The organism is Chryseobacterium gilvum (assembly GCF_025628965.1).
Classification (GTDB): Bacteria; Bacteroidota; Bacteroidia; order Flavobacteriales; family Weeksellaceae; genus Chryseobacterium; species Chryseobacterium gilvum.
Map to the genome: position 1 here is coordinate 160,523 of NZ_JAOTEN010000001.1, position 23,323 is coordinate 183,845.

General features: G+C 35.2%; 17 protein-coding genes and 1 tRNA gene. 13 read left to right on the plus strand and 5 right to left on the minus strand.

What is annotated here, in order from left to right:
- The first annotated feature begins 82 nt into the window (after window positions 1-82).
- From N0B16_RS00790 to N0B16_RS00840, 11 genes are all read left to right on the plus strand, one after another.
- A complete protein-coding gene (locus tag N0B16_RS00790; RefSeq protein ID WP_262988817.1) occupies window positions 83-778 on the plus strand; it encodes a hypothetical protein in 696 nt (231 codons plus the stop codon).
- Between the two features lie 761 nt (window positions 779-1,539).
- Window positions 1,540-3,402: a DUF8202 domain-containing protein gene (locus N0B16_RS00795; protein WP_262988818.1), complete on the plus strand. Its 1,863-nt coding sequence runs from the start codon at window positions 1,540-1,542 to the stop codon at window positions 3,400-3,402.
- A 20-nt stretch (window positions 3,403-3,422) separates the two neighbouring features.
- Complete coding sequence (locus N0B16_RS00800; protein ID WP_262988819.1) at window positions 3,423-13,901, plus strand: RHS repeat-associated core domain-containing protein; 10,479 nt, start codon at window positions 3,423-3,425, stop codon at window positions 13,899-13,901.
- 4 nt (window positions 13,902-13,905) lie between these two features.
- A complete protein-coding gene (locus N0B16_RS00805) occupies window positions 13,906-14,445 on the plus strand; it encodes a hypothetical protein (protein ID WP_262988820.1) in 540 nt (179 codons plus the stop codon).
- 22 nt (window positions 14,446-14,467) lie between these two features.
- Window positions 14,468-15,571: an RHS repeat-associated core domain-containing protein gene (locus N0B16_RS00810; protein ID WP_262988821.1), complete on the plus strand. Its 1,104-nt coding sequence runs from the start codon at window positions 14,468-14,470 to the stop codon at window positions 15,569-15,571.
- Window positions 15,572-15,603: 32 nt separating this feature from the next.
- A complete protein-coding gene (locus N0B16_RS00815; RefSeq protein ID WP_262988822.1) occupies window positions 15,604-16,029 on the plus strand; it encodes a hypothetical protein in 426 nt (141 codons plus the stop codon).
- 3 nt (window positions 16,030-16,032) lie between these two features.
- Window positions 16,033-16,248, plus strand: a complete 216-nt coding sequence (locus N0B16_RS00820) for a hypothetical protein (protein ID WP_262988823.1) — start codon at window positions 16,033-16,035, stop codon at window positions 16,246-16,248.
- Window positions 16,249-16,602: 354 nt separating this feature from the next.
- Complete coding sequence (locus tag N0B16_RS00825) at window positions 16,603-16,995, plus strand: hypothetical protein (protein ID WP_262988824.1); 393 nt, start codon at window positions 16,603-16,605, stop codon at window positions 16,993-16,995.
- Window positions 16,996-17,087: 92 nt separating this feature from the next.
- Window positions 17,088-17,315, plus strand: a complete 228-nt coding sequence (locus N0B16_RS00830) for a hypothetical protein (RefSeq protein WP_262988825.1) — start codon at window positions 17,088-17,090, stop codon at window positions 17,313-17,315.
- 93 nt (window positions 17,316-17,408) lie between these two features.
- A complete protein-coding gene (locus tag N0B16_RS00835) occupies window positions 17,409-17,849 on the plus strand; it encodes a hypothetical protein (RefSeq protein WP_262988826.1) in 441 nt (146 codons plus the stop codon).
- 208 nt (window positions 17,850-18,057) lie between these two features.
- A complete protein-coding gene (locus tag N0B16_RS00840) occupies window positions 18,058-18,393 on the plus strand; it encodes a hypothetical protein (RefSeq protein WP_262988827.1) in 336 nt (111 codons plus the stop codon).
- Between the two features lie 253 nt (window positions 18,394-18,646).
- Here N0B16_RS00840 and N0B16_RS00845 read toward each other — a convergent pair.
- Window positions 18,647-18,733: transfer RNA gene (locus tag N0B16_RS00845), tRNA-Ser, on the minus strand.
- A 58-nt stretch (window positions 18,734-18,791) separates the two neighbouring features.
- Window positions 18,792-19,808 carry an asparaginase gene (locus tag N0B16_RS00850; RefSeq protein WP_262988828.1) on the minus strand — a complete coding sequence of 339 codons (1,017 nt, stop codon included), beginning with the start codon at window positions 19,806-19,808 and terminating at the stop codon, window positions 18,792-18,794.
- Between the two features lie 77 nt (window positions 19,809-19,885).
- On the opposite strand from N0B16_RS00850, the gene N0B16_RS00855 reads away from it, so the two are divergent.
- Window positions 19,886-20,557 carry a TrmH family RNA methyltransferase gene (locus tag N0B16_RS00855; RefSeq protein ID WP_262988829.1) on the plus strand — a complete coding sequence of 224 codons (672 nt, stop codon included), beginning with the start codon at window positions 19,886-19,888 and terminating at the stop codon, window positions 20,555-20,557.
- A gap of 126 nt (window positions 20,558-20,683) precedes the next feature.
- Complete coding sequence (locus N0B16_RS00860) at window positions 20,684-21,130, plus strand: hypothetical protein (RefSeq protein ID WP_262988830.1); 447 nt, start codon at window positions 20,684-20,686, stop codon at window positions 21,128-21,130.
- On the opposite strand, the gene N0B16_RS00865 is transcribed toward N0B16_RS00860, so the two are convergent.
- From N0B16_RS00865 to tsaD, 3 genes are read right to left on the minus strand one after another with little or no spacing between them, the layout of a single operon-like run.
- Complete coding sequence (locus tag N0B16_RS00865; RefSeq protein WP_262988831.1) at window positions 21,127-21,822, minus strand: RsmE family RNA methyltransferase; 696 nt, start codon at window positions 21,820-21,822, stop codon at window positions 21,127-21,129. The two genes, N0B16_RS00860 and N0B16_RS00865, sit on opposite strands and share 4 nt — an antisense overlap.
- Before the next feature lie 40 nt (window positions 21,823-21,862).
- Window positions 21,863-22,276: a hypothetical protein gene (locus N0B16_RS00870; protein ID WP_262988832.1), complete on the minus strand. Its 414-nt coding sequence runs from the start codon at window positions 22,274-22,276 to the stop codon at window positions 21,863-21,865.
- 29 nt (window positions 22,277-22,305) lie between these two features.
- Window positions 22,306-23,322, minus strand: a complete 1,017-nt coding sequence (gene tsaD / locus N0B16_RS00875) for a tRNA (adenosine(37)-N6)-threonylcarbamoyltransferase complex transferase subunit TsaD (RefSeq protein WP_262988833.1) — start codon at window positions 23,320-23,322, stop codon at window positions 22,306-22,308.
- Window position 23,323: the final 1 nt, after the last annotated feature.

Genomic DNA, 23,323 nt, shown 5'->3' on the forward strand with positions numbered 1-23,323 from the left:
AAATAATTTTTAAAACATCATAAAACACGTCAAGTTTTGTCGCATTACAGCAATAGCTTTGTTGTACTAAAATATTAAGGATATGGAATTACCGTTTTACATAAGCTTCAGAGAATTCGAAAAGAACTATTACAATAATCTTGAAAAATGGTTTGAAAAATATAACAATACCAATGAGATTGATTTTTTAAAAAATATGGCAGAAATGTATAAGCCTTATTTAAGCTACAGTTGTAATGAAGATCAGCTTCAGGCCGATGCGGCTATAAAAGTAAAAAACTGCTTCTTTCCTTATGTGGAAAATTTCGGAATTTCTTTTAATATTGACGAAAGCTCCAAAAACGCAACAACCAAAATGAGCAATGTTTCGGAATGGAAAACCATTACCATGATGGAGTATGCTCAGCATATTTTAGACAAAATAAATGATCATTTTCACAGGAATCATACAACCCTAAAGGAGAATGAAAGCATTTTAGATTATATTAATAATTATGAAGTCATCATGTCAAACCAAAAAACAGGATATTGTCTTGATTTTGACCTTCATCAGCAGACTATACCTTTTCTGAAAGCGTATTTGCCTCTTTTAGGAAGTACAGTAGACATTACGTTGTATAGAAATTTTCATTTTTCGGTCGTACGGATTGCAGATTTTATTGATCAGAAACTGAAATCTGTCGAAGCTTTCGATCAGGGTATTTACAGTGAGCTCAAATCTAAAGCCCTTGTTAAAATTCATATGCAAGATCACAGCTTTCTTACAGTTTGTAATTGAAAAGTTTTAGAGGAGCTTTTTCCCGCTCTCCGCTCTATCTTTTTCGCCGCGCTTATGCCAATCCGAAAAAGGATGCCGCTGCGATCGGGGCTAGAGTGAAAACATTTTTACAAAATAGACAATAACCAGCTATTTCATACTTACTTTATTATAGTTCCGTTCGGTTCATTCGGACAATGCAAAACCGCCTGATTTTCAGGCGGTTTTAATATGCAAAGAGGAATAAACCTGGTTAGAAGTTAATCTGCACAGTAAAAAGCTGGTGATAGTCAATAAAGGTGAACTGCTTTGGGTCATTGATGAATCAAAACTTTTGTTGTGCCCGATTTATTCTGTTCTTAAGGCGCAGAACTGGGATAAGATTCTTCCGTTTTCAAATAGCTAATTCCTTAGTTTTCAGTTGACCTAATCAAATATAAGATTTCAAACACATCTATTCTGTTCGTCTGTAAAGAGTTTTACGTTGATATAATATAAAGATGTCATGTAATGATCAAATGAGCGAGCAGAGAGGTTAGCTGTTGTAAAAATGCGGTAGCAGTTAGTTTTTGCAAAAATCAATCTCAATGTATATTTATAAATATTAAAATAATTTAATGAATTATCAAAAAATAAATATATTTAAATACTTATTTATCCGTTTGTATTAATTTATTTATATTTTTGTAAGATTTAATAAATAATGAACATCTATTGAAATAGTTGTTAACGAATCAATATTAAAAATTTATCATAAGAAAAACACAATAATTTAACACAATATGAAAAAATTATATCCCATTATATTTATATTTTTCACTTGTACATTCCTATTTTCTCAAACCGCCATCTTCGGTGGAATTCCGGGTCTTGTCTTCAGGAAAAATAATGTAAAAGATACTATTCTGCCTACAGATACTCTTACCAATAAGCTCATGAATTTTCATTTAATTCATAATCCAGTTCCAGGTGCTTTTTTTAAAAAATTAGATACAGGCTTAAACCAACCTTCTTTATTTATCGTGAGCAATAAGTTTGGAGGTACTGATAAGAAAATATATGGTAAAATAGGCAGTACGATAATCAGCAGTATTGGGATATATGACTTTAATGATTCTTTAAAAATTAATACAACTCAGGCTAGTTCCAAAATATTGGCATTCACAAAGAACGATACCAATCACAAGATTAATCCTATAGTTTTTCTTAATAAAAGAACTGATTTATCCTTATTAATTCCGGAAATTCTGATTTTTAACAACAATTTATCTACAATTGAAAAACAAAAAGTGGAGACTTATCTTTCCGTTAAATATGGAATTACCATTAATGATATTTCTGAAAAAAATTATATTTCGTCAGGAAACGATATTATTTGGGATTCTAAAAAAAATAAGAATTATAACTTCCGAATTACCGGAATAGGTAGGGACGATGCATTTGGATTATATCAAAAACAGTCAGTAAATTCTGAAGATGATCATATTGTATTTTCTTTAGGACAGGTAAAGCCAACCAACAATCAAAACCTAGCCGCTCTTAGTCAGGAAAGTTTTCTCCTATGGGGAGATAATAATCAAGCCTTAACCTTTAAGGATGTAGATCTTATCTCTTCACATCCTAAAAGAGATATGAAGAGAATGTGGAAGGCACAAGTAAAAAATACAGGATCTCTTCCCATCAAAACTCATGTTTATTTTATCATAACCGGATTGGCATCAAGTGATGAAATGAGGCTACGAATATTCAGTAATGAAAGTAATTACCAAAGTGATGTTTCTACTGATATTTTAGGAGAAAAGCTGAATGACTCACTATATGTTTTTAAGGATGCTTTATGGGATGTTGATCACGATGGAGTTGACTATTTCACCTTCAATCTTCAAGATCCACAAAGCAATATTTTTGTACAACTAACCAGCACATGTACCGAATTGGGCAATGGCATTGTTAAAATATCCGTTCCGGAAAATATTTTCCCATTTACTTATTCTTTAAAAAGTATAACCACAAATCAAATGGTGATAAATACAACTTCCGGAAGTTCAAATCCTATTTTATTTAACAACCTGGCTCCTGATAATTATGAGCTTAGTATCCATAAACAAGGGCAGCCTGATATTATAAGAACATTTGACCTTGAAGGAATTATCAATCAGAATATTGACCAGCAATATGTATGGAATGGTACGCCGATAGAACTGGATCTGAATACCGCATCTTATCAATATACGCTTATTTCTCCTTCTGGTGTATCTACCCATGCTAGTCCCTATCTGCTGACTGGCCAAGGAAGCTATCAGTTAAATATTAAAAATAAACTGGGATGTGAAGTGTCTAAAACACTTTCCGTATTAAGCCAATCTGACTATGATGCGCTCCAGAGTAACTCTTTATTTAAAAATATCACCGTATCTCCTAATCCTTCTCATGATGGAAATCTTACAATAAAAGTAGAGTTGGTGGCTGCCAAACCACTAACTGTAAAGATATTTAACAATCTCGGTGTGCTTATTAAGCAGGGGCAGTATAATCAGGCTACTGACTTTACCATTCCAATGAGTATCCCGGCTGTTGTAGGGTATTACAATATAAAAATATTTATTCCCGAAGAAGGAAAAGGAGTAAACTTCCTTATTAACTAATAAAACACGAATCCCAATATATGAAAATCAGCTCATTTTTCAGCAGAAAAAACTTCGAATTATTACCTGTTTTTGTTCCTATTATTCTATCTTTAAGCAGTTGGACCTTATACAAAGTAATCCGTAAAGATCTTGATGTAATACCAACAGCAAATCATTCACATCAGTATTTTAATCCTTCTAAAATTAATTGTGACTTTCTAAAGCCTTTTAAAAAAGATAAAAATATTGATAAAGAACCGGTAGATGTCCCAATGATTCAATCCAAAAGTTATTTGGAAGACTCTGCTTTAGCACATCACTTAATTTCGAATAGCGAAACATTTACGAATTTATATAATGCAAGATTAAATACAACTGCATCACTTTCCGGTTATAGTTCAGGTTTGGTAAACTCTGGATATATTGGAGAAATAGGAAATAAGGATCCCCAAAGGGGAGATGCAAATGCTTCTGATAATATATTTAGTATTGAGCTTTCTAAGATAAATCCCGATAAGACGTATGTTCTTAATTATGAAGTTGATGGCTATTCAGATATCAATTCAGTAACACGAAGTGTTAATGGAAGTTTTGCAATGGGAGGATACATCAAGCATAAAAAAGCAGGTTGGACTGCAGTGTCTGAAATCATTGATCCCAAACTATTAAAACAGGGAGATAATAAGATACTATTCAATGCCTTACATACAGGAGAATATTATACTGTTAAAAATGTGCGGATTACCGAGCAGCAAAATAATTCTGCACCATATACTATAATCTCTAAAACATATAATGATAAAATCGCGTACATACGTGGTTTTGTCAGTTCTAAATCTGGAATCAAGTCTCTTGAAATACAAGGTAAAAAAGTAGAATTAATAGGAGACGAATTTGAATACGTTTCCTACGATAATTTAGGAAATAATTCCATTGGTGTTAAATTTTTGGGTATGCGGGATATCCCGGAAATGATTCTCGAAAAAACGATTAAAAACTCTTCTTTTACAGAAATAGCATCTTATGAAAATAAAGGGCATCAGATTGTTTATCAGGATGCATCACAAATCATCCTGGGATTAAGAACAATCGACATCCCTCCGGTAGACCTTTCAATAGTTAATACAAGTGATAACTATTCCGGCTTTCGTCTTTATAATACTTTTTCAAAAGATGTAATATTCCATTTACCTTACGATAAAAATAAAATTCCGAAAGGATATCAGGAAAACGATATTACCGCATTTACTTTTGACTTTATAAAAAAAGAATGGTCTCCAGTTAAAATTGATAGCGTAAATACTGTTAAAAAATATGTGGTGCTTCATTCTTCGTTAAGGAGTGCCGATTTTATGGTAGGCACAATCAAACAACCTGAAAGCCCGGAAACGGGAGCGGATGCCCAAACATCATTTAATGATGCACCAGTTGCTAATCCGGGATCAAAAATTAACCTTATTGCTCCGCCGACACCCAATCAACAAGGAACGGCCAACGTAAAATATCCTATTGAGATCCCTGCAGGAGTTGCAGGTTTTCAACCCAATGTTGCTCTGATTTATAACAGTGATAATAAATTCGGATGGGCGGGAACTGGCTGGGATATTCCGATAGAAACGATTGATATTGATACAAGATGGGGTGTTCCGTCATTTTCTAGTGACGAAAGTGAGATTTACTTAATTGCCGGTGAACAGCTGGTCTTTAAGGATGACTATTTACCCAATAAACTCCCTTATTCTGAAACAAGAATAGCCAACAGACAATTTTATTATCGTAATGGAATCAAAGAAGGCTATACCATTGTCAGAAAAGGATCTTCCCCTTCAGGGTATACCTGGGAAACATTAGACGGTAACGGTACAAAAAAAGAATATCTGGATATATTAACAGATGCGCCTTACGGCAATACTTCAGGAAATGTAGTAAAATGGTATTTATCTAAAGTAACAGATCGTTTCGGGAATATAATTACGTATACCTATGCAGATTCATTTGAAGGAGGAGGGAAAAACAAATATCTGGCAAGAATCTCTTATAGTAATAATACCGTTATTGAATTTGAGAATGAAGCAGGAGTAAGAGGAGATATGACCTTCAATTATAAATTGGGGGTTAAATTGACAGATGCGAAAGTATTAAGTAAGATTACCATAAAAAGGGCGAATGTAAAAATTCGTGAATATGAATTGCTTAATAGTACTGTAGGAGTTTTTGCAAAAAGACTTTTAAAGGAAATCATTCAGAAGGATGGAAACGGGACACTGTTTAATAAGCATATTTTCGGATATGATCCAAATGTCGAAATATTTGACAAAACGCCTGTTAGAATATATAATACTCCACGGGATGTCCCAAATGTGGGATCCTTTTCAGGGGGAAATACCAGTTTTATTGCAGGGACGTACAGTAAAAACAAAAATATCCGAGGAGCAGTAAGTTTTGGCGGAGGGTTCTGTTTATTTTTTGGAATCGATAAAAAAGGAACCCTTGGTATCACTGGAAGTTATGACGATAATGAAGCATATGGGAAAAATCAACTTTTAGATATGGATGGAGATGGATTGCTGGATAAAGCTTTCTATGCATCAGACGGTACCATCAAATTTAGAAAGAATACAAAAACGGGCTTTAGCAATGTTTATTCTTCAGTCGGTCTTCCGGGGGGAAATCCTATTTATACGCATAATAGTTATAATACTACTGTCGGTCTAGAATATTCGTTTGCCAGAGGAGTTGTAGGGGCTAATTATTCTTTTGGTAACAGCAATTCTCCTATCTATTTTTCAGATGTAAACGGGGATGGATTGTTGGATATGATTAATTACGGTGACGTTTTCTTTAACAGGATCAGAAATGGGGTACCCCAGTTTGTTGCTCAGCCGGTAACTGGGAACATCAACGTCACAGAAGAAACGCCAAATGCTATTCTGGCAGGAAATGCTGCTGTTCAGGATACCATCACCACTACTCAGTTTTCCTCTTCTTTAGCGCATATCGTAAGGATGTGGGAAGCTCCTGTTTCAGGTGATATCAATATAAGTAACGAAATAACATTGCCACAAAACTCACAGGACGGAGTAGATGTCTGGATGGAGAAAGGAGAAATGACCAAAATAAACGAAGATATTTCAGGATATACTCCTGCCAATTCATCGACAATTTCTTCTGTAGTAACTTTAAATAGTCAGGGACAATTCCAGGCACTTAATGCAACTACACATGTTGAGAAAGGGCAACGAATATTTATTATTGCTTCTTCAAAGGCTAATCAGGACGGAGATCATCTTAAGGTAAATACAGACATCAGATACAATTCTGTTTACGGAGGGGCAGATTTAGATAAGAAAGATGCCAACGATAATTACTATTTTAAATTTAATGCAGGAAGCCATTATCTGCCTTCCAGCCAGAAAACTAATGTGGTGGGTGATAAAAGTAAAGTTAGCATTTCCTGGAATCAGCTTAATAATGAAATCTTTACCGATGATGTTGAATTTAAAATTTATAAAACCATACAGTCAATATCGAATAGTACAGGAACCATACCACCACCGGTTACAACTCTTATATATAAACTTAAATTACCTAAAGACAGTAATTTAAGTTCTGTTACTGCTACAAGTAATGAGATTGTTGGATCTGATATTTCCAATCTGTTATTGAATCAGAATCCTTCAGATTCTGTTATGACATTGCTGCAGTTTGATGTTTCAGCGGATACTAATGTATCATGGGAGAAAATCAAGTGGAAGCCTACTCTTACCGTAATGTCGGATACGGATACTACCGCAATAAAAGCTTTGGTACAATATAACCCTTACTCCGAAAGGCTTACTAATATGCTTCCGAAGGATTTTGAAAAATACCGGGACTATCATTTTTGTGATGATAAAATAGAATGCCCACGCTGCAGGTTGGCAAATAACTATTATGTCTTTCCCGATTTTAATGGTGACAGTACTCTGAATGATTATACCATTAATTTAAATCAACAATACAATACAAAAGTTACTTTTTCTCTAAAAATAAAAGATAACAATGGAAAGGTATATACGGCAAAAAATACGGTCGACGTCGTTAATAATATCATGCCGATTCCTAAAATAGACATATGCGCTTTTTTTGCGACGATTCCTATTCCGTATGAAGAGCTTTGTATGCTTCCGTTTTATTTCGAGATCAATTCGGCAGATTATACCGTAACCAAAAAGCTGGCATCCGTAAATCCGGATATTATTAATTCTGCTTTTATAGGAGATCCTCTTCTTGCTAATACCGGTCTTAAAGCTGATTATTTTGCCTTCCGATCTTCGAATACCCATTATAATATGAATACGGGATTGGTATATCAGGGTTGGGGTGGTTTTAGTTATAATGGTTCTAAGTATCTTAATGAACCGATAAGGGAAAATGAATTTACAACCAATCCGTTCGCAAATGTTCCGCTTCCTGGTGGAGCGTCTCCTTGTAATCCTTCGGCCCCTGATTATTTCACCTGCATGACCAATTTTATCATGCAGCAGAATAACAACCGATATTTTACTCCTTTGCAGTTAGATGCAGAAACAGATACCTATATTTCTCCTTTAGAACCGGTGATGTTATCCGGAACCGATTTGAAACCCTATATATTGGGCGTTTCTTCCAGTAGCAGTACGATCGTGACGACACCTGTTTTTGCGGTACCCAACCCTAGAGGAATTATTTTGCGTTCTAAATCTGACTCATTCCATGCGTATGCGGCAGGATCAATACTTCCTTGGCTTGGCATCAGTGGACATGCAGGGATTTCAATGGAAAAAACCTCTGATTATTTCCAGGATTTTAACGGAGATCACTATCCGGATATTATCTCCGGAAGATATTACCAGAAAACAAATGTTTTGGGACAATTAGACGCAGTTTCTACGATTACGGCGAAAGAAATTAAAAATAGAGGTACTATACTCGGAGCAGGATTGTCAGCTTCCGCTTCTGTGGCAAAATTTAGCAATACTGCAAATACATCCTTTGCGGAAGCCGGTGAAAGAGATACGCACACCGGGGCTTCCTCTTTCGCATTGGGAATTGGGTTAAACATTACTATTGGAAAAGCATGGGCTCAGGGTAACGGTGTATGGGCTGATATTAACGGTGACGGACTTACAGATTATATTTCAGAGGGCATTACCAATATTAATACGGGTCATGGTTTTACCACAGATCCCTATGGATGGGATGTTTCTGAAGTGTCAAAAGGGGATTCTTTTGCGGTTTCCGGTGGTGGAGGATTTAGCTGGGCCAACGGAAGCTGGGCCGGAGGTGTAGGTCTCTCAAAATCGAAATCTACTGCAAAAACAGGGCTTATTGATATCAACGGAGATGGGCTTGCAGATAAAATCATCAAAAATGGAAACGCCTATGATTTCCTGATCAATAATGGGACTTCTTTCATAGGTCCCGATAATTTCACAAAAAACTTTAGCCTAGATAATAAACAGAACTCTTCAGGGTTCAACTTATATGGCACTGGATGTCTATGTTACGGAGTGAAAGTGTGTTTGTCAGTGGGTGGTGGAACAGATAAGTCCGTGACGAAGCAGGAAGTGGACTTGAGGGATTTTGATGGAGACGGTTACCCGGATCTTTTAATATCTGAGAATGCTACCGAATTGGCTTATTATCGTAATAATTTTCCACGTGCCAATTTACTCTTAAGCATTGAAAACCCTCTGCAGGGATTGATACAGATGGAATACGATAATGTCAATGAAAAACTTAATTTTGAAACGCTTGTAGGCGGAACCTATCAAATGCCATTTTCTAAACTCGTGCTTACAGGGACTGCAGTATGGAACTTCAAGCCTATTGATACCACACTTCCCTATACGAATGGAGTGCTTGACCCTCAAAGAGTAAAGCCTGTCCAAAATTTTCATTTTGAGTATGAAAAAGGCATACAGGATAGAAGAGAAAGAGAATTTCTCGGCTTTGGAATTGTTAAAACCAAAGTTTATGATGATCTGACCTTGCATCAGACCTATGTGACGCAGTATGAGACAGATTATACCGGCAATGAAAACAACTTTTTTGTAAATTTTAATGACACACGGGTAAGACAGTATTTTTATAAAAAAGGACTGGTGCGTTCTTCTTACATGCTCGACAACCAGGGTAGAAAGCGTAGCGAAACAAAATATACCTATCGATACTTTGACCAGCCTGCTTCTTCGGAATATTCGCTTACAGAATCTCAATCTGAGCCGCAGTATAAAGATATGAGCAGAATTATCCCGCTTTTATATAAAACAGAATCAACCTTTACGGAATTTGTCGGGCCAAACAGCCACAGCAAAACGACCATTAACACCATCGACGCTTATGATAAATATGGAAATGTTACCCGTTCTACAGACAGGGGGACTTCATTAACCGACATTTCGGATGATGTAAAAACCCAACTATCGTATCATGCTCCGGGAGCTAGGAATATCGTAGGCGTCCCTTCAGAACAGATTGTGATAACGGCTCTCAACAATGAAACGGTAAGAAAAAGCACCACAATTCTGGATGCAGCCCAAAATATCAAACAGATTAAAAAAGATATTCTTGGGACTGGAAGTAATGGATCTTCCGGAACCGCGGATTTTGATATGGAGTATGATACGTACGGAAACATGACCAAAGTCACTCAGCCTGCATCCGTTAACGGACAGCGCATGTTTTATGATTACACTTACGACTTTGATTATCATACCTATTTAACATCGGTTACCGATTCGTATGGTTTTACAAGCTCTACGCAATATGACAATGATTATCTGTTCGGAGTTCCTGTTTCCATTACGAATATTAATGGGACAACCGCTCAGTACAGCTACGATTCTTTTGGAAGGGTTACCCAATATCTTGCGCCGTCTGATACGGATTGGACAATCAAAATGTATTATTATCCTTCACAAACCGTTCCGGTGGCGATTACGGAAAGAAAAGCTACTCAATATGACAACACGGTATTGCCCAACTATTTCAGCAGCTTGTTCTCCGATGCGTGGGGACAAGGGTTGATGTCGAAAAAGCTGTTTAAACAGGAAAATCAGACCTATTATTTTTCCAATAACATCTATCAGATTAAAGACCGGTTGGGAAGACCAGTAAAAACAATTCTGAGAGATAAGGTGACTACAGGAAGTGATATCATGGCATCGCTCAAAATATTTGATGACTATACTACGCCTGAAGATCAGGCAGCACAGATTTATGCCACCACGACGTATGATGAGTTAGACCGTCCGGTGACAACTACACAACATAATGTCAGTACCAACAATGGGCTGCAGAATCTTACGACAAACATGTTCTATGAATATGGAGAAGACAGATACGGAATTACGCAGTTTGCAACACGGTCTGTAACCCCGTTAGGGAATACCGGTATTACCTATACGGATGAATATGGAAGAATAACATCAAGCAGGCAAATTAACGGGAATGATAATATATGGGTAAGCTACCGCTATAACCGTCTTAATGAGCTTACTGCCATGCAGGATGCCGGGAATAATACGACGCAGTATTTTTATGATAAGTTCGGAAGAAATATCAAGAAAACAGAACCGGATGCGGGAGAATCTGGTTTTGAATATGATATGTCCGGTAAGCTGGTCACCTCCTACAATGCAAATTTGAAAGCGATTACAGAAGTTGACAAGTATTTATACAATTATGATCAGTTGAAAGAAGTAATATATCCTGATCACCATGTCAATTTTGAGTACGGTCAGCAAGCAGGAATACCTGAAGAGAGGGGAAGACTGATCAAACAGACCGATCGAACCGGTACACAAACTTTCAAATATGACCTGTTAGGAAATGTAAGAGAAAATATGCGTATCGTAGTGGCACCGAACAATGTTCCGAAGATGTTTAAAACTTCTTTTATACATGATGTGTATGGCAGGATCAACAAAATATTTTATCCGGATACAGAAGAAGTCACGTATGAGTATAATATGAGTGGTCTCCTGGATAAGATCATGAGTAAACTTCCGGGAAATAGCAAGCCAAATAACATTGCCTACGCAATGACCTATAACAGTAGGGATCAGATGACTTCTTATCTTGCAGGGAACAATACGAAAACACAATACAATTATGATCCTTGGGGAAAAGTCAATGAGCTTTCTTTGTTATATACCAACGGAAATAACAGCATTCACAAAAACCTGTACACTTTTGATGGGAACGGGAATGTAAATCACATAAAAGGAACTACACCCATGACGGGAAATTATCCGTCATCGGATCTGGCCATAAAAACCGAAAAACAGTTCAGCTACGATCCTTTCGGAAGGCTGGGTTCTGCCCAGATTACTGCCACGAGTAAGAAAATGACGAAGTATTATAATTTGAATATGAATTATAATGCGGTAGGAAATATGAGCGTAAAGGACGCTAAGCTCAAAACATATATGAATAATGGCGTCTGTCAGTATCCTGAAAATGAGGGTGATGTAGGCGTATATGAATATAACAGTGCTGTTCATCCCAATGCAGTAACCGCGATCAATTATACGAAATTCGAAAACTTCAGTGCTCCTTTGGATTGCGGACAGGCTCCAACGGTTCCGGTAGTTACCGCTGGTGAACAATTTAAATATGACCTCAACGGAAACCTGATCTCTATACTGGAAGTTGACAATAACAGCTTAATAGGATACAGAGACCTCTTCTGGGACCATCAGAACCGATTAAAAGCGGTGGTTACCCAAAAGCAGAATCTGAATTATTACGTATATGATGCAGCAGGAGAACGAATCCTGAAGAATGATGCAGTTTCTAAAAAACTGTATGTCAATGGGAACGACCCTAATGAAGCGACCCAGATGGGATCTTTCATCTATTATCCCAACGGCTATCTGGTACTGAATGACAAAACCATGAGTAAGCATTATTACATGGGAAGCCAGAAAATTGCAACCCGTGTATCAAACGTGCCAAGCCATCGGTTTAAAATAAACCTTAATGGAGAATATGATGACCTTGCCGCTTCATTGGGAGACGAAATAACGCAGATTATAGATGAAGCAGCCCTTCCTCCGGCAGTCTGGGTACAGAACGAAGATTCGCAGGGCACTTACACGCCGCCGGTTTCCAGCACACAGGATGAAAACGCATGCGCCTTTCTGGTAGAGCAGCAATTGATGGCTTTTCAACAGGATGATAACAGAGACTGTGCGATCAAGCTGAGTGAGATGTATGGTGATGCTTTGGCCAATGGCACAAGTATATGCTCTATGTGGAGTCATTTCTTGGAAGATGACCGATGCATGCAGGGATATACCCCTCCGGAAATTTTAGAATCTGAAATTTACTGGATTCATCCGGATCATCTCAGCGGGGCTTCTATACTGATGAACAGCTCGGGAGAGGTTACCAATTGGTACGAATACATGCCTTATGGGGAAATGCTGATGGAAAACACCACGATGGATTATGACCACCCGTACAAGTTCAATGGTAAAGAACTGGATATGGCAACCGGATATTACTATTACGGAGCCAGATATTATGATCCTAAACGCAGTTTTTGGCTAAGTGTAGACCCATTAGCAGAAATTACCAACTCTCCGTATGCCTATGTTTGGAATGATCCTGTTAACTTTGCAGATCCATCGGGAATGATGGGGGAAAGAAAGGGAGGTCCTGGAGATGGCATCAAAGAAGGACAGATCCAGGAAATAATTCTTAAAGGAAGGAGACATTCTTGGTGGAATAGATTTATAAAGGGAGTTGGTAATATAATTAATGGTTCACCAAGAAATGCAACTGCAGGAGCTGCACCAACGATTTATCCTACACCAGATATAAAAAGTGTTGGTGATTTATCAACTTTCGGACAAAAGTTGCAATCTTACAGGGATTATGAACCTTCTTCTACAGATCTGGGCGGTAAAATAATTAAACCTTTTTTGAATGGAGCACTTGATTTGGGAAATTTAATACGGAATGGCGTCTTTAATAAATCAGATTATTCAGGATTAGGACCAAGAATGACCAAATGGGATGGTAATACCATGGGAACTGAAGAAAGCCTAACTACTAAATTTAGTGGTATAATGTTTGCCGACGGTATAATAACAGCAGGAGTAGCTCTTACAGCACAAACAACATCTGTTTATCGAGTACAACGAACTGGACAATTTTTAGAATTAGATAACGCTAATAATGTAATTTACAATTCTATGAATGGTAAGCCAAAAACAATCTACATGTTTATTGGTGATGAGAGTGCTGCTTTAAATTATGCTGGAAACAAGCCAGGTAGCACAATAACAAAATTTGAAATTAATTCTAGATATGCAAACAAAATTTTAGAACTAAAACATCCACAAGAATTGGGATTAAAAAGTATTTCTGGTTCCGATGCGAATGTAATTGGAGGCTATAACAGAGTTGGAGTTCATTCCTCTAAAATCAATGGTTTTCTTAAATGGCAGATAAAAGGAAGCGGTAAAATAATAACACCTAAATAATATTATGAAAATTATAGATATAATACAAACAAACAATAATAACGAATTTTTACACGAAGAGCTAATTGAGTTAAATGAAGGGTGGAGCTTTTATGCATTATTAAAATTAAACTCGTCTATTTTTGTAGGGTGGTTAATAAATGATGATCTATTAATTGTAAATGGAGACGGAATTTTTTTATATGATATAGAAAGTAAAAATATTATTATGGAAGATTACGAGTCTAATTTTAAAAAGAATCTCTCTACCGATAATTTAAAGTATTCATTGAAAGAAAGAGATGAGAATATAGATGTTTTTGGATTAAGAGGAGGAGGAGGAAATTTATTAACTATAGAAAATGATTGGAAATTGGAAATAATCAATATCCATAATAATTATAAGATCCCAAGACTAATGAATTATAAAACAAGAAAATCATGGTTTTTTGAGCTCCATGAGATCAGTTATGACGGTTATATGTATTGTGGTTTTTCAAAAACGCAAAAATATTTTTTAGTGATGGGAGATCAAGGAATAAATGTTTTTAAAAGAAACTTTTAGGTAATTTAATTCTATTTCCACTATGCCTTATGGAGAAATACTGATGGAAAACACCACGATGGATTATGACCACCCGTACAAGTTCAATGGCAAAGAACTGGATATGGCAACCGGATATTACTATTACGGAGCCAGATATTATGACCCAAAAAGAAGTTTCTGGCTAAGTGTAGACCCGTTAGCAGAAATTACCAACTCTCCGTATGCGTATGTTTGGAATGATCCTGTTAACTTTGCAGATCCATCGGGAATGATGGGGGAGAGAAAGGGAGGAAATGACCCATGTGATCCACCAGGGAAAAAAAGTTTTGTGAGAAGGACGTATGATTATATTGTCGGTTTATTTGGACGTAAATCTCACAGCAGTATTATAGTTGGAGAGGTTACTCGTGTTGGTCGTGAACCGGACCAAGCTGCCCAAAATAATTTGCCATGGTATCTTAATAAAGGCAAGTATGGCGGAAAACCAGTTTTGACATTAGGAGCACATAATATTGTAATACCATATATCCAAAGAAGTGAATATGGTTCAGATTATCTCGAAAATGGAGATGTATTCTTAAAGAATACAGTTGGTACCGTTTATAACAGTGTTGCATCTATGTGGAACGAAGGAATGCAAGGGAAAGAAGCTTCAGCTATGGTGTATGAAGGAGATAGTGACACGGAGTCTGCGGTTAGGCATATTATGAGGGGAAAGACAAATGCAGAGGAAATTGAAGGATTAGCGGCAATGGTGCTAATTCACAAGATTAGTAAAGGTGCAGCAGGAGAGGGGCTAAGTGGAAAAAATTGGGAATTTAACCCTGTAAGAGATGTTGACATGAGAGGAGGAGCAACACATTTGATGGCCTTGGAAGAAGCATTTAAAAGAACAGGTGTGCCTAAAGAATTATTCAAAGTTACAGAGTGGGGTAAAGATATAAATGGAAAAAGTATTCCAACAGTCTATAAAGGACCTAATTCTGCAGAAGTAAATATGGATATTCCTGCATTTAATAATGTGAAACCAGGAGGGACTTTAGGTGAAGGTCCTCATCAACCACATATAGGATATAAAGTTGGAAAAGGTAGAAATAGAGTGGTTGGACATATTTTTATAGATAATGTCCCATCATCTAGATAAGTAATCGTAAACAAAAAGAAGGTAAATATAAAATGAAAGATCAAGATTTTTTATATGATATTAAAGAATTAGAAGAAGCAGCAAAAAAACTAAGTTTGGAATATTCTATAATAGAAGGAGAAACTGCTCAAAAATTTATTCAGGACACAATTAATTTATTTAAACCTTTTAGAGTAACTGGTCATTTGGGCATTGGTAGTGAAAAGTCTATAATTTTATCTACGGAAGGAAATGAATTTAATTTTTCAGAAAAATATGTTTTAGGAACTGCATATGTTTTCTTCGAACAAAATTATTATAATAAAAATCAAATATTTGTCTTACAGGAAGGTAAGTTTTTTTCTCAATTACTTCTTGAATGTTCTCAATTAGAATATTTTATAACTGATAATAGCCATAGCTTTTTAATTTCAGTAAATTGGTATGCTATTGAAATATTAAAAATTCCAGATAAGTAATTAATGGAAAATCAAATTTTTTTGTACAAAATTAAAGAGTTAAAGGCTGCGGCATCGAAAATGTTTTTAGAATATTCAGTTATTGAGGGAGAAATAGCAGAGGAATTTATTAAAAATACATTTGATAAATTTAAACCTTTTAAAACTACAGATCATTTATCAATAGGTAGTAATATTTCAGAAAAACTATCCACAGATAAATATGAATTTATTTTCTGAAAAGTATATTTTAGGGTCTGCCTATGTTTTCTTTGAACAAGATTATTATAATAGAAATCAAATATTTGTTTTACAGGAAGGAAAGTACTTCTCTAATTTGATTGAAGAATGCTATGGAATGGAATACTTTATAACTGATGAAAAAAATAATTTATTAATATCTGTAAATTGGTACGTTATCGAAATATTGTCAAATAAATAATAATTACTAGTCATTACTTGTAGAATATATTTCATTTTACAATATTTGAAGTAATTTAAACTTTATTGTTCCTTTAATTAAAATTGTTTTTCCAAATAACTTACAAATTTAATTATATTGCTTATTATATAAATCTAAGCAATAAGTAAACAATGATGAATAGATTTACAATATTAAAAAGCAGTTGGGGGATTTCTATATTTTATGAAATAAAAGAATTGATTGGTGTTGACGTAAAGTCAAAAGATACTTATGAAATTAATTCGTCAGTATTTATAAGTTTAAACTGTAAGACTATAGATGCTATATCTTTAGAATATTTAAAAGCAGGAGCTAAAAGTATAATTCCATATCTAAAATCTTTCCCTACTACTTTTGTAATTGAAAAATTAGAATATAATATTTGTGATTATCAACCTGAAGGGATGTATTATATGTTCAGAGAATGGTTTTTCAAAAGTAATAATATGGATATACCACCAATTAATGTCCAGTATGATAAAGAAGCGAATAAGTATTTATTTCCTGATTTATTAATTCTTTAGTTATAGTTTTATATCGATTGTAATTAGCTTTTAAAATGATGGAGACAAATTATGATTAAAAGTTATTAATAGAACTCAAAAGTGAAATAATAATGAAAATAATATTACAAGACTGGAAAACCGGGTTTGAAAAAGTAACTCTTACAAAATTACAAATTAATATGCTTAGAATTTCTTTGAAAGATGCAAAATCTAATGTGGATGCTATTTTAAATGAAGAAGAAGTTATTTTAAATATTGAAGATACATTTTTAGCTCAGAAGTTTATTGAAAAAATAAGTGAAATTGGGGTAAATTTTCAAATTCTTGAAACTACTTGATAAAAAGGAATAATGTATTTTAATTTACTGAAGAAAAGGATTAAGTAAGGTAATATTTTTGCTGAAATTACAAATGCCTAAATAAATTATAATATGGAATTAAAAATATTAAAAGATTGGAAAATTTATACAGGACAAGAACAAGACAATCCTTATGATTATATAAGTAGTAATATTAATCCTGAAGATATATATTTAATAGGAAAGTATATATATTTTCCTGATATTATAGCACATGAGAAAGGTTTTTTTCTGAAAGAAAAAATATCAGATGAATTATATAATGTATGGTTTAATAAACTAAATGGCGACATACAAGAGGTAGAAAAAGTTATTAATCATCTTCATATTTATGATTTATTCGGTCATTTTAATGAAGTAATTGATGAAGCTATTTTTTTAGAAATTGCAAGTCAAATAAAATTATCTTGGGAATTTTATTTGAAGTATAAATTTCCTGTAAAAGAATTTGTTATAGACTTTAATAAAAACGATTATGGCCCAACAATTACATTTTATTGTAAAAGGAAATGAAAATAATTTTATTATAGTTTATTGCCATGAAACTAAATTAGGCAAAGGAAATAATAAAGGAGAAGAGGGAGTTATGGAAAATGGAAAGTAATCTGGTCGACAAATAAGATAACTCGGATTCTAATCTATCAGAAAGGAGAGAAAGTCTTTATTGGATAGTGATAGATCATTACGGAAATCCGCTCCTATAAAAGGATGTAGTAATAATATGACAAAAAAAAATAACTTAATCGATTCACTCGAATTGCTTTCATCAAGTTCTGATGATCAAAGGAAATATTTAAGAAATTTATTTGGTAATAAATATTTCAATGTTGATGAAATTTTACTAGAGTATGAAGATGCTAAATTTTTGCGAGATTCTTATAATGAAAATATTAAAATAATGTTTTTAGAACTTGATAAAATTTTAGAGAAGATTGATGAATACGAATTGTACAATATTGATGATTTGAATAATGACATTTGGAATCAAGTAAGAAATAAATCAAAAGTAATCTTGGGCATTATTAATTATAAAAGCCCCAATGTTACCGATTTGTAAACTAATGTCTAACAGATTAACAATAGGAATATCTTTCGTTTATAGAATCCTAAACGCAGTTTCTGGCTAAGTGTAGACCCGTTAGCAGAAATTACCTACTCTTCATATACCTGTACTTGAAATGATCTTTTAACTTTGCAGATCCATCGGGAATAATAGGAGAAAGAAGGGGACATTGCACAAAACGATGCAGAATTATTTGGGAAACCTCATATTAAAAATCCCCATTAACAATTTGTTTATAGGGATTTTGCAGAGAGGAAGGGATTCGAACCCTCGATACAGTTACCCGCATACTACCTTTCCAGGGTAGCTCCTTCAACCACTCGGACACCTCTCTATTTTGAAGACTGCAAAAATAGGCTATTTTTATTGAATTCACAAATGATTAATTTCAATTATTCCGTAATTTCTCCGCACATGCTTCTGGAAAAATTTTCTGCGAAGCTTCCTGTATAATTGGGATTGTCAATCAGATGCATCGCCTTGGTAATTGCACTTTCGGCCGTCATATCTTTACCGCTTATGGCGCCAATCTTAGCAAAAACATTGCTGTTTTCATACTTTCCAAATGATATTCCGCCGGAAATACATTGGCTTACCACTACGATCTCCGTTCCGTTATTTCTGATTTCCTGTAATATTTCAAGTGTTTTTTCGCTGCTGAATATAGTTCCCGAACCGAAAACCTGTAAAATCAAAACTTTCATTTTCGGGATTTCTTTAAAATGATTCATTTTCATCCCGGGGAAAATTCTCCAGAACAGAACATCTTCGGAGATATAATTGTCAATATGGAATTCCGTTTCAGAACGATCCCGGTATAAATTGTCTTTCACAATATTTAGATGCACACCAGATTGCCCCAAAATAGGGTAGTTCGGACTGGAATATGCATCAAAAAATTCTGCAGAATACTTTAAAGTACGGTTTCCGCGCAGCAATTTATATTCAAAATAAATCGCCACTTCCTGTATAACCGCTTCCTCATTTTCATACAGACTCGCATAATACAGGCTCGTAAGAAGGTTTTCTTTGGCATCTGTACGCAAATCTCCGATCGGCAGTTGAGAGCCTGTTAAAATCACGGGTTTTTTCAGACCTTTTAGCATAAAGCTTAATGCGGAAGCCGTATAAGACATGGTGTCGGTACCGTGAAGAATCAGGAATCCGTCAAAATGATCATAATTGTCAAAAATATAATTGGTAATGATTTTCCACTCTTCAGGTCCCATATCGGAAGAGTCGAGCGGTTTGGCAAAAGGATGTACAAAAACTTCGCATTCCATCAATTTCATTTCGGGCATCTTTTCAAAAATATTTCCGAAATCAAAAGCGCGCAGACTTCCGCTTTCATAATCTTTTTCCATACCGATGGTTCCACCGGTGTAGATAAGCAGGACTTTTCTTTTCATGTACTTTCAAATATTTTTGAACCCGCATCAGGTTCAGAATTTCAAAATTACGTTAATTTGCAAAGATTTGAAAATAGATGGAAGATTTAGCAAAAACCTACGAATATCTAAAGCAGTTTTTAACGGAAGAAAGATTAAGAAAAATTGAGCATTTTGCCCCGGAAAGTTCAGATTTTGTATTGCCGGTTTTGGAAGATGTGTATCAGTTCAGAAACGCTGCGGCCATCGTTCGTTCGGTAGAAGCCTGCGGATTCCACAAAGTGGTGGCGCTGCAGGAGGAAAATAATTTTGAACCCAATCTAAAAGTGACAAAAGGTGCAGATACCTGGGTTGAGGTGGAAAAACTGCCCCGAAATATGGAATCTCTGCAGAAAATTAAAAATAAAGGGTATAAAATAGTGGCTGTTTCATTAGAAAATAATGCCGTCATGTTGCCGGATTATACGATTAATGAGTCTATTGCTTTGGTTTTTGGAACAGAACTGGAAGGTGTTTCTCAGGAAATTCTTGATTTTGCGGATGAAACCTTGGCGATCCCGATGTATGGTTTTACGAGAAGCTTTAATGTTTCGGTTGCGGCTTCCATCTGTATGTATGAATTAAAACAAAAACTGATAAAATCGGATATTGACTATAAACTCAATGAAGAAAAATTACTGAAAATGAAGATTCGCTGGGCGGTGAATTCGATGAGAAGCGGTGAGCAGATTTTAGGAAAGTATTTAATAGATAATAATTTTACTTTTTAAAAGGTATCATTAAAATTTTAAATCATCATGACGAGATTACTGCCTCTCTTATTTTTATTTTTTTCAGGATGCTTTTTTTCACAATTAAAAGTCGATTCGATATCCTATAAGAGAGAAAATAGAAAAATGATTATTTATCCCGCATTTCTGGTAGGGTATCATTTTTCTGGTGATGCAAAAGACCATACAGAAACCTGGAAATCCGGCCAAATGCATACTTTAGAATTAGCATATGCAAAAGTTTTCAAATACGGCGGCCCGCATGGCGGATCAAAAGTGTATTATGCAGGAAGTGATTTCAGTCTGAGTAATAAATATGATTTCTTTGTCGCCCCCAAAATTGGGATAAATGTAGGAGCAGGGTTTATGTTTGGTACCGAATTGCAGCTGCAAACGAATTTTGAACAATTTGTGCCAAGAATAATGCCGTATTTCGGGATTGGCGGTTGGGGAGGCAAATTTTATATCGGATACAATTTCAGATTGGCAAAAGCTGAAAGTTTGCCCGTCAATACAGGTCATATCGGGATAACTTGGCCCATAAAAGGAAGAGTGAAAAAGAGTAATGACTAAATCATCCTATTATAATTCCAGGCTGCTACAAAAACTCCCGCGGTTTCCGTTCTCAGTCTTTGGTTCCCTAGTGAAACCGCTTTGATCCCTTTTTCGGCTAAAAACAGAATTTCTTTATCCGAAAAATCTCCTTCCGGGCCAATCAGAAAAGTATAGTTTTCAAATGTCGGGATTTCATTAAGATGAATTCGTTCTAAATTTTCGTTGCAGTGTGCCACGAAAGTATTCTCGGGATCCATATTTTTCAGGAAATCAGATAATTTCATTACATCATTAATGACCGGAAAATGAAATCTCAGGCTTTGCTTTGATGCCGCGACCGCCTGTTTTCTGATCTTATCAATATTCAAATTTTTGCGTTCTGTTTTTTCAGTTTGAAGAATGGTGATCTCATAAATTCCCATTTCCACCGCTTTTTCAACAAAAAATTCAATACGGTCAATATTTTTTGTAGGTGCAATCGCAATATGAAGTTTTGGATTGAATTCCGGAGTATTATTTTTAATTCCCAAAATCTTAATTCCGGCTTTTTTGCCTTCAATCATTAATGTTCCGGAAGCTAAATTCCCTTTTCCGTCAGTTACATAAATTTCCTCACCGTCTTTCATACGAAGCACTTTTACGATGTGTTGCTGCTCTTCGTCGTTAATAATGGCTTTTCCGTCAGCTATTTCTCCAAAAAATAGTTTCATAGTCAGTTATTTAAAATAGGCCTGAAATTATATTATATGATTATTGAAACGCAATCTCATTATCGCTCAAGAAAGCAACCCCGGTTTTTATTGTGGCATAGATATCACCGTCACAATCTCTGTAAGAACAAGCGTAAATCTCTTCAATCCATTTATCATTCATAAAAATCAAATTCAGGTATTCATTTTTTCTTAAATTATTTTTAATAGATAAATAATCTCCTTCTTTGGGCTCGTAAGTAAAACTAAAGACATTTTCTGAATTGATTTTATCAATGACCTCTTCCTTTACATTTTGAATATATCCTGTTTCTGAGCTGATCATCAAATAATCTTCATCTTCAGATTTTTCTTCTGCTTCATTTTTTTCGGTAACGGTTTCCAATACCCAATAGTATTTTGAGTTCTTTTTAGATTGCGTTCCCAGTATTTTTTCTTCTAATAATACTTTCATCTGTAGATGTTTATTTTTAAAGTCTTAATTTATAAATCGTATTTTGAGGTTGCGGTGGTCCGTAAATCCGTAAACTCTCCCCGTTCAAATTTGAGCTGGGCCACCATAGCGATCATTGCTGCATTATCCGTAGTATATTCAAATTTCGGGATATAAATATTCCATCCCAGTTTTGTGTGGTTGTCCTGCATGGCTTGTCTTAACGCAGAATTGGCAGAAACTCCGCCTGCAATGGCTACTTCTTTGATACTCAAATCGTTTGCCGCCTTCTCCAGTTTATTCATTAAAATCTCAATAATACATTTTTGTACCGAAGCACAGAGATCATTCATATTTTCCTTGATAAAATCAGGATTTTTCTTTATTTCTTTCTGAATGAAATACAATACCGAAGTTTTTATCCCGCTGAAAGAATAATCATAATTTTCCAGTCTGGGTTTATTAAATGTGAAAGCATCAGGATTACCTACTTTTGCTAAACGGTCGATGATCGGTCCTGCAGGATAATCCAGGTCGAAAATTTTTCCAATTTTATCAAATGCTTCTCCAGCTGCGTCATCCATGGTTTTCCCGATAATTTCCATTTCAAAATAATCTTTTACCAAGACGATCATGGTATGACCGCCACTCACTGTAAGACATAGAAACGGAAATTTTGGCGGCACAGGATTTGCATCGTCGATGAAGTGCGCCAAAATGTGCGCCTGAAGATGATTGACTTCTATTAAAGGAACGTTTAAACTCATAGCGAAAGACTTAGCGAAAGACGTTCCTACAAGAAGAGAACCCAAAAGTCCGGGACCACGGGTAAATCCTATGGCTGAGATGGCATTTTGTTGTATATTTGCTTTAAGCAAAGACTTTTCAACGACAGGAATGATATTTTGCTGATGCGCCCGTGAAGCCAGTTCAGGAACCACCCCTCCGTATTCTTTATGGATCTCCTGGTTTGCGGCGATGTTGGAAAGAATAGAATTTCCTTTGATAATGGCTGCTGAAGTATCATCGCAGGACGATTCGATACCTAAAATTATAGAGTCACTCATA

What these genes read in the sequence shown, in the direction of transcription:
- N0B16_RS00790 (WP_262988817.1), top strand. Translation starts at nt 83, where the DNA reads ATGGAATTACCGTTTTACATAAGCTTCAGAGAATTCGAAAAGAACTAT.
- N0B16_RS00795 (WP_262988818.1), top strand. Translation starts at nt 1,540, where the DNA reads ATGAAAAAATTATATCCCATTATATTTATATTTTTCACTTGTACATTC.
- N0B16_RS00800 (WP_262988819.1), top strand. Translation starts at nt 3,423, where the DNA reads ATGAAAATCAGCTCATTTTTCAGCAGAAAAAACTTCGAATTATTACCT.
- N0B16_RS00805 (WP_262988820.1), top strand. Translation starts at nt 13,906, where the DNA reads ATGAAAATTATAGATATAATACAAACAAACAATAATAACGAATTTTTA.
- N0B16_RS00810 (WP_262988821.1), top strand. Translation starts at nt 14,468, where the DNA reads ATGCCTTATGGAGAAATACTGATGGAAAACACCACGATGGATTATGAC.
- N0B16_RS00815 (WP_262988822.1), top strand. Translation starts at nt 15,604, where the DNA reads ATGAAAGATCAAGATTTTTTATATGATATTAAAGAATTAGAAGAAGCA.
- N0B16_RS00820 (WP_262988823.1), top strand. Translation starts at nt 16,033, where the DNA reads ATGGAAAATCAAATTTTTTTGTACAAAATTAAAGAGTTAAAGGCTGCG.
- N0B16_RS00825 (WP_262988824.1), top strand. Translation starts at nt 16,603, where the DNA reads ATGATGAATAGATTTACAATATTAAAAAGCAGTTGGGGGATTTCTATA.
- N0B16_RS00830 (WP_262988825.1), top strand. Translation starts at nt 17,088, where the DNA reads ATGAAAATAATATTACAAGACTGGAAAACCGGGTTTGAAAAAGTAACT.
- N0B16_RS00835 (WP_262988826.1), top strand. Translation starts at nt 17,409, where the DNA reads ATGGAATTAAAAATATTAAAAGATTGGAAAATTTATACAGGACAAGAA.
- N0B16_RS00840 (WP_262988827.1), top strand. Translation starts at nt 18,058, where the DNA reads ATGACAAAAAAAAATAACTTAATCGATTCACTCGAATTGCTTTCATCA.
- N0B16_RS00850 (WP_262988828.1), bottom strand. Translation starts at nt 19,808, where the DNA reads ATGAAAAGAAAAGTCCTGCTTATCTACACCGGTGGAACCATCGGTATG.
- N0B16_RS00855 (WP_262988829.1), top strand. Translation starts at nt 19,886, where the DNA reads ATGGAAGATTTAGCAAAAACCTACGAATATCTAAAGCAGTTTTTAACG.
- N0B16_RS00860 (WP_262988830.1), top strand. Translation starts at nt 20,684, where the DNA reads ATGATTATTTATCCCGCATTTCTGGTAGGGTATCATTTTTCTGGTGAT.
- N0B16_RS00865 (WP_262988831.1), bottom strand. Translation starts at nt 21,822, where the DNA reads ATGAAACTATTTTTTGGAGAAATAGCTGACGGAAAAGCCATTATTAAC.
- N0B16_RS00870 (WP_262988832.1), bottom strand. Translation starts at nt 22,276, where the DNA reads ATGAAAGTATTATTAGAAGAAAAAATACTGGGAACGCAATCTAAAAAG.
- tsaD (WP_262988833.1), bottom strand. Translation starts at nt 23,322, where the DNA reads ATGAGTGACTCTATAATTTTAGGTATCGAATCGTCCTGCGATGATACT.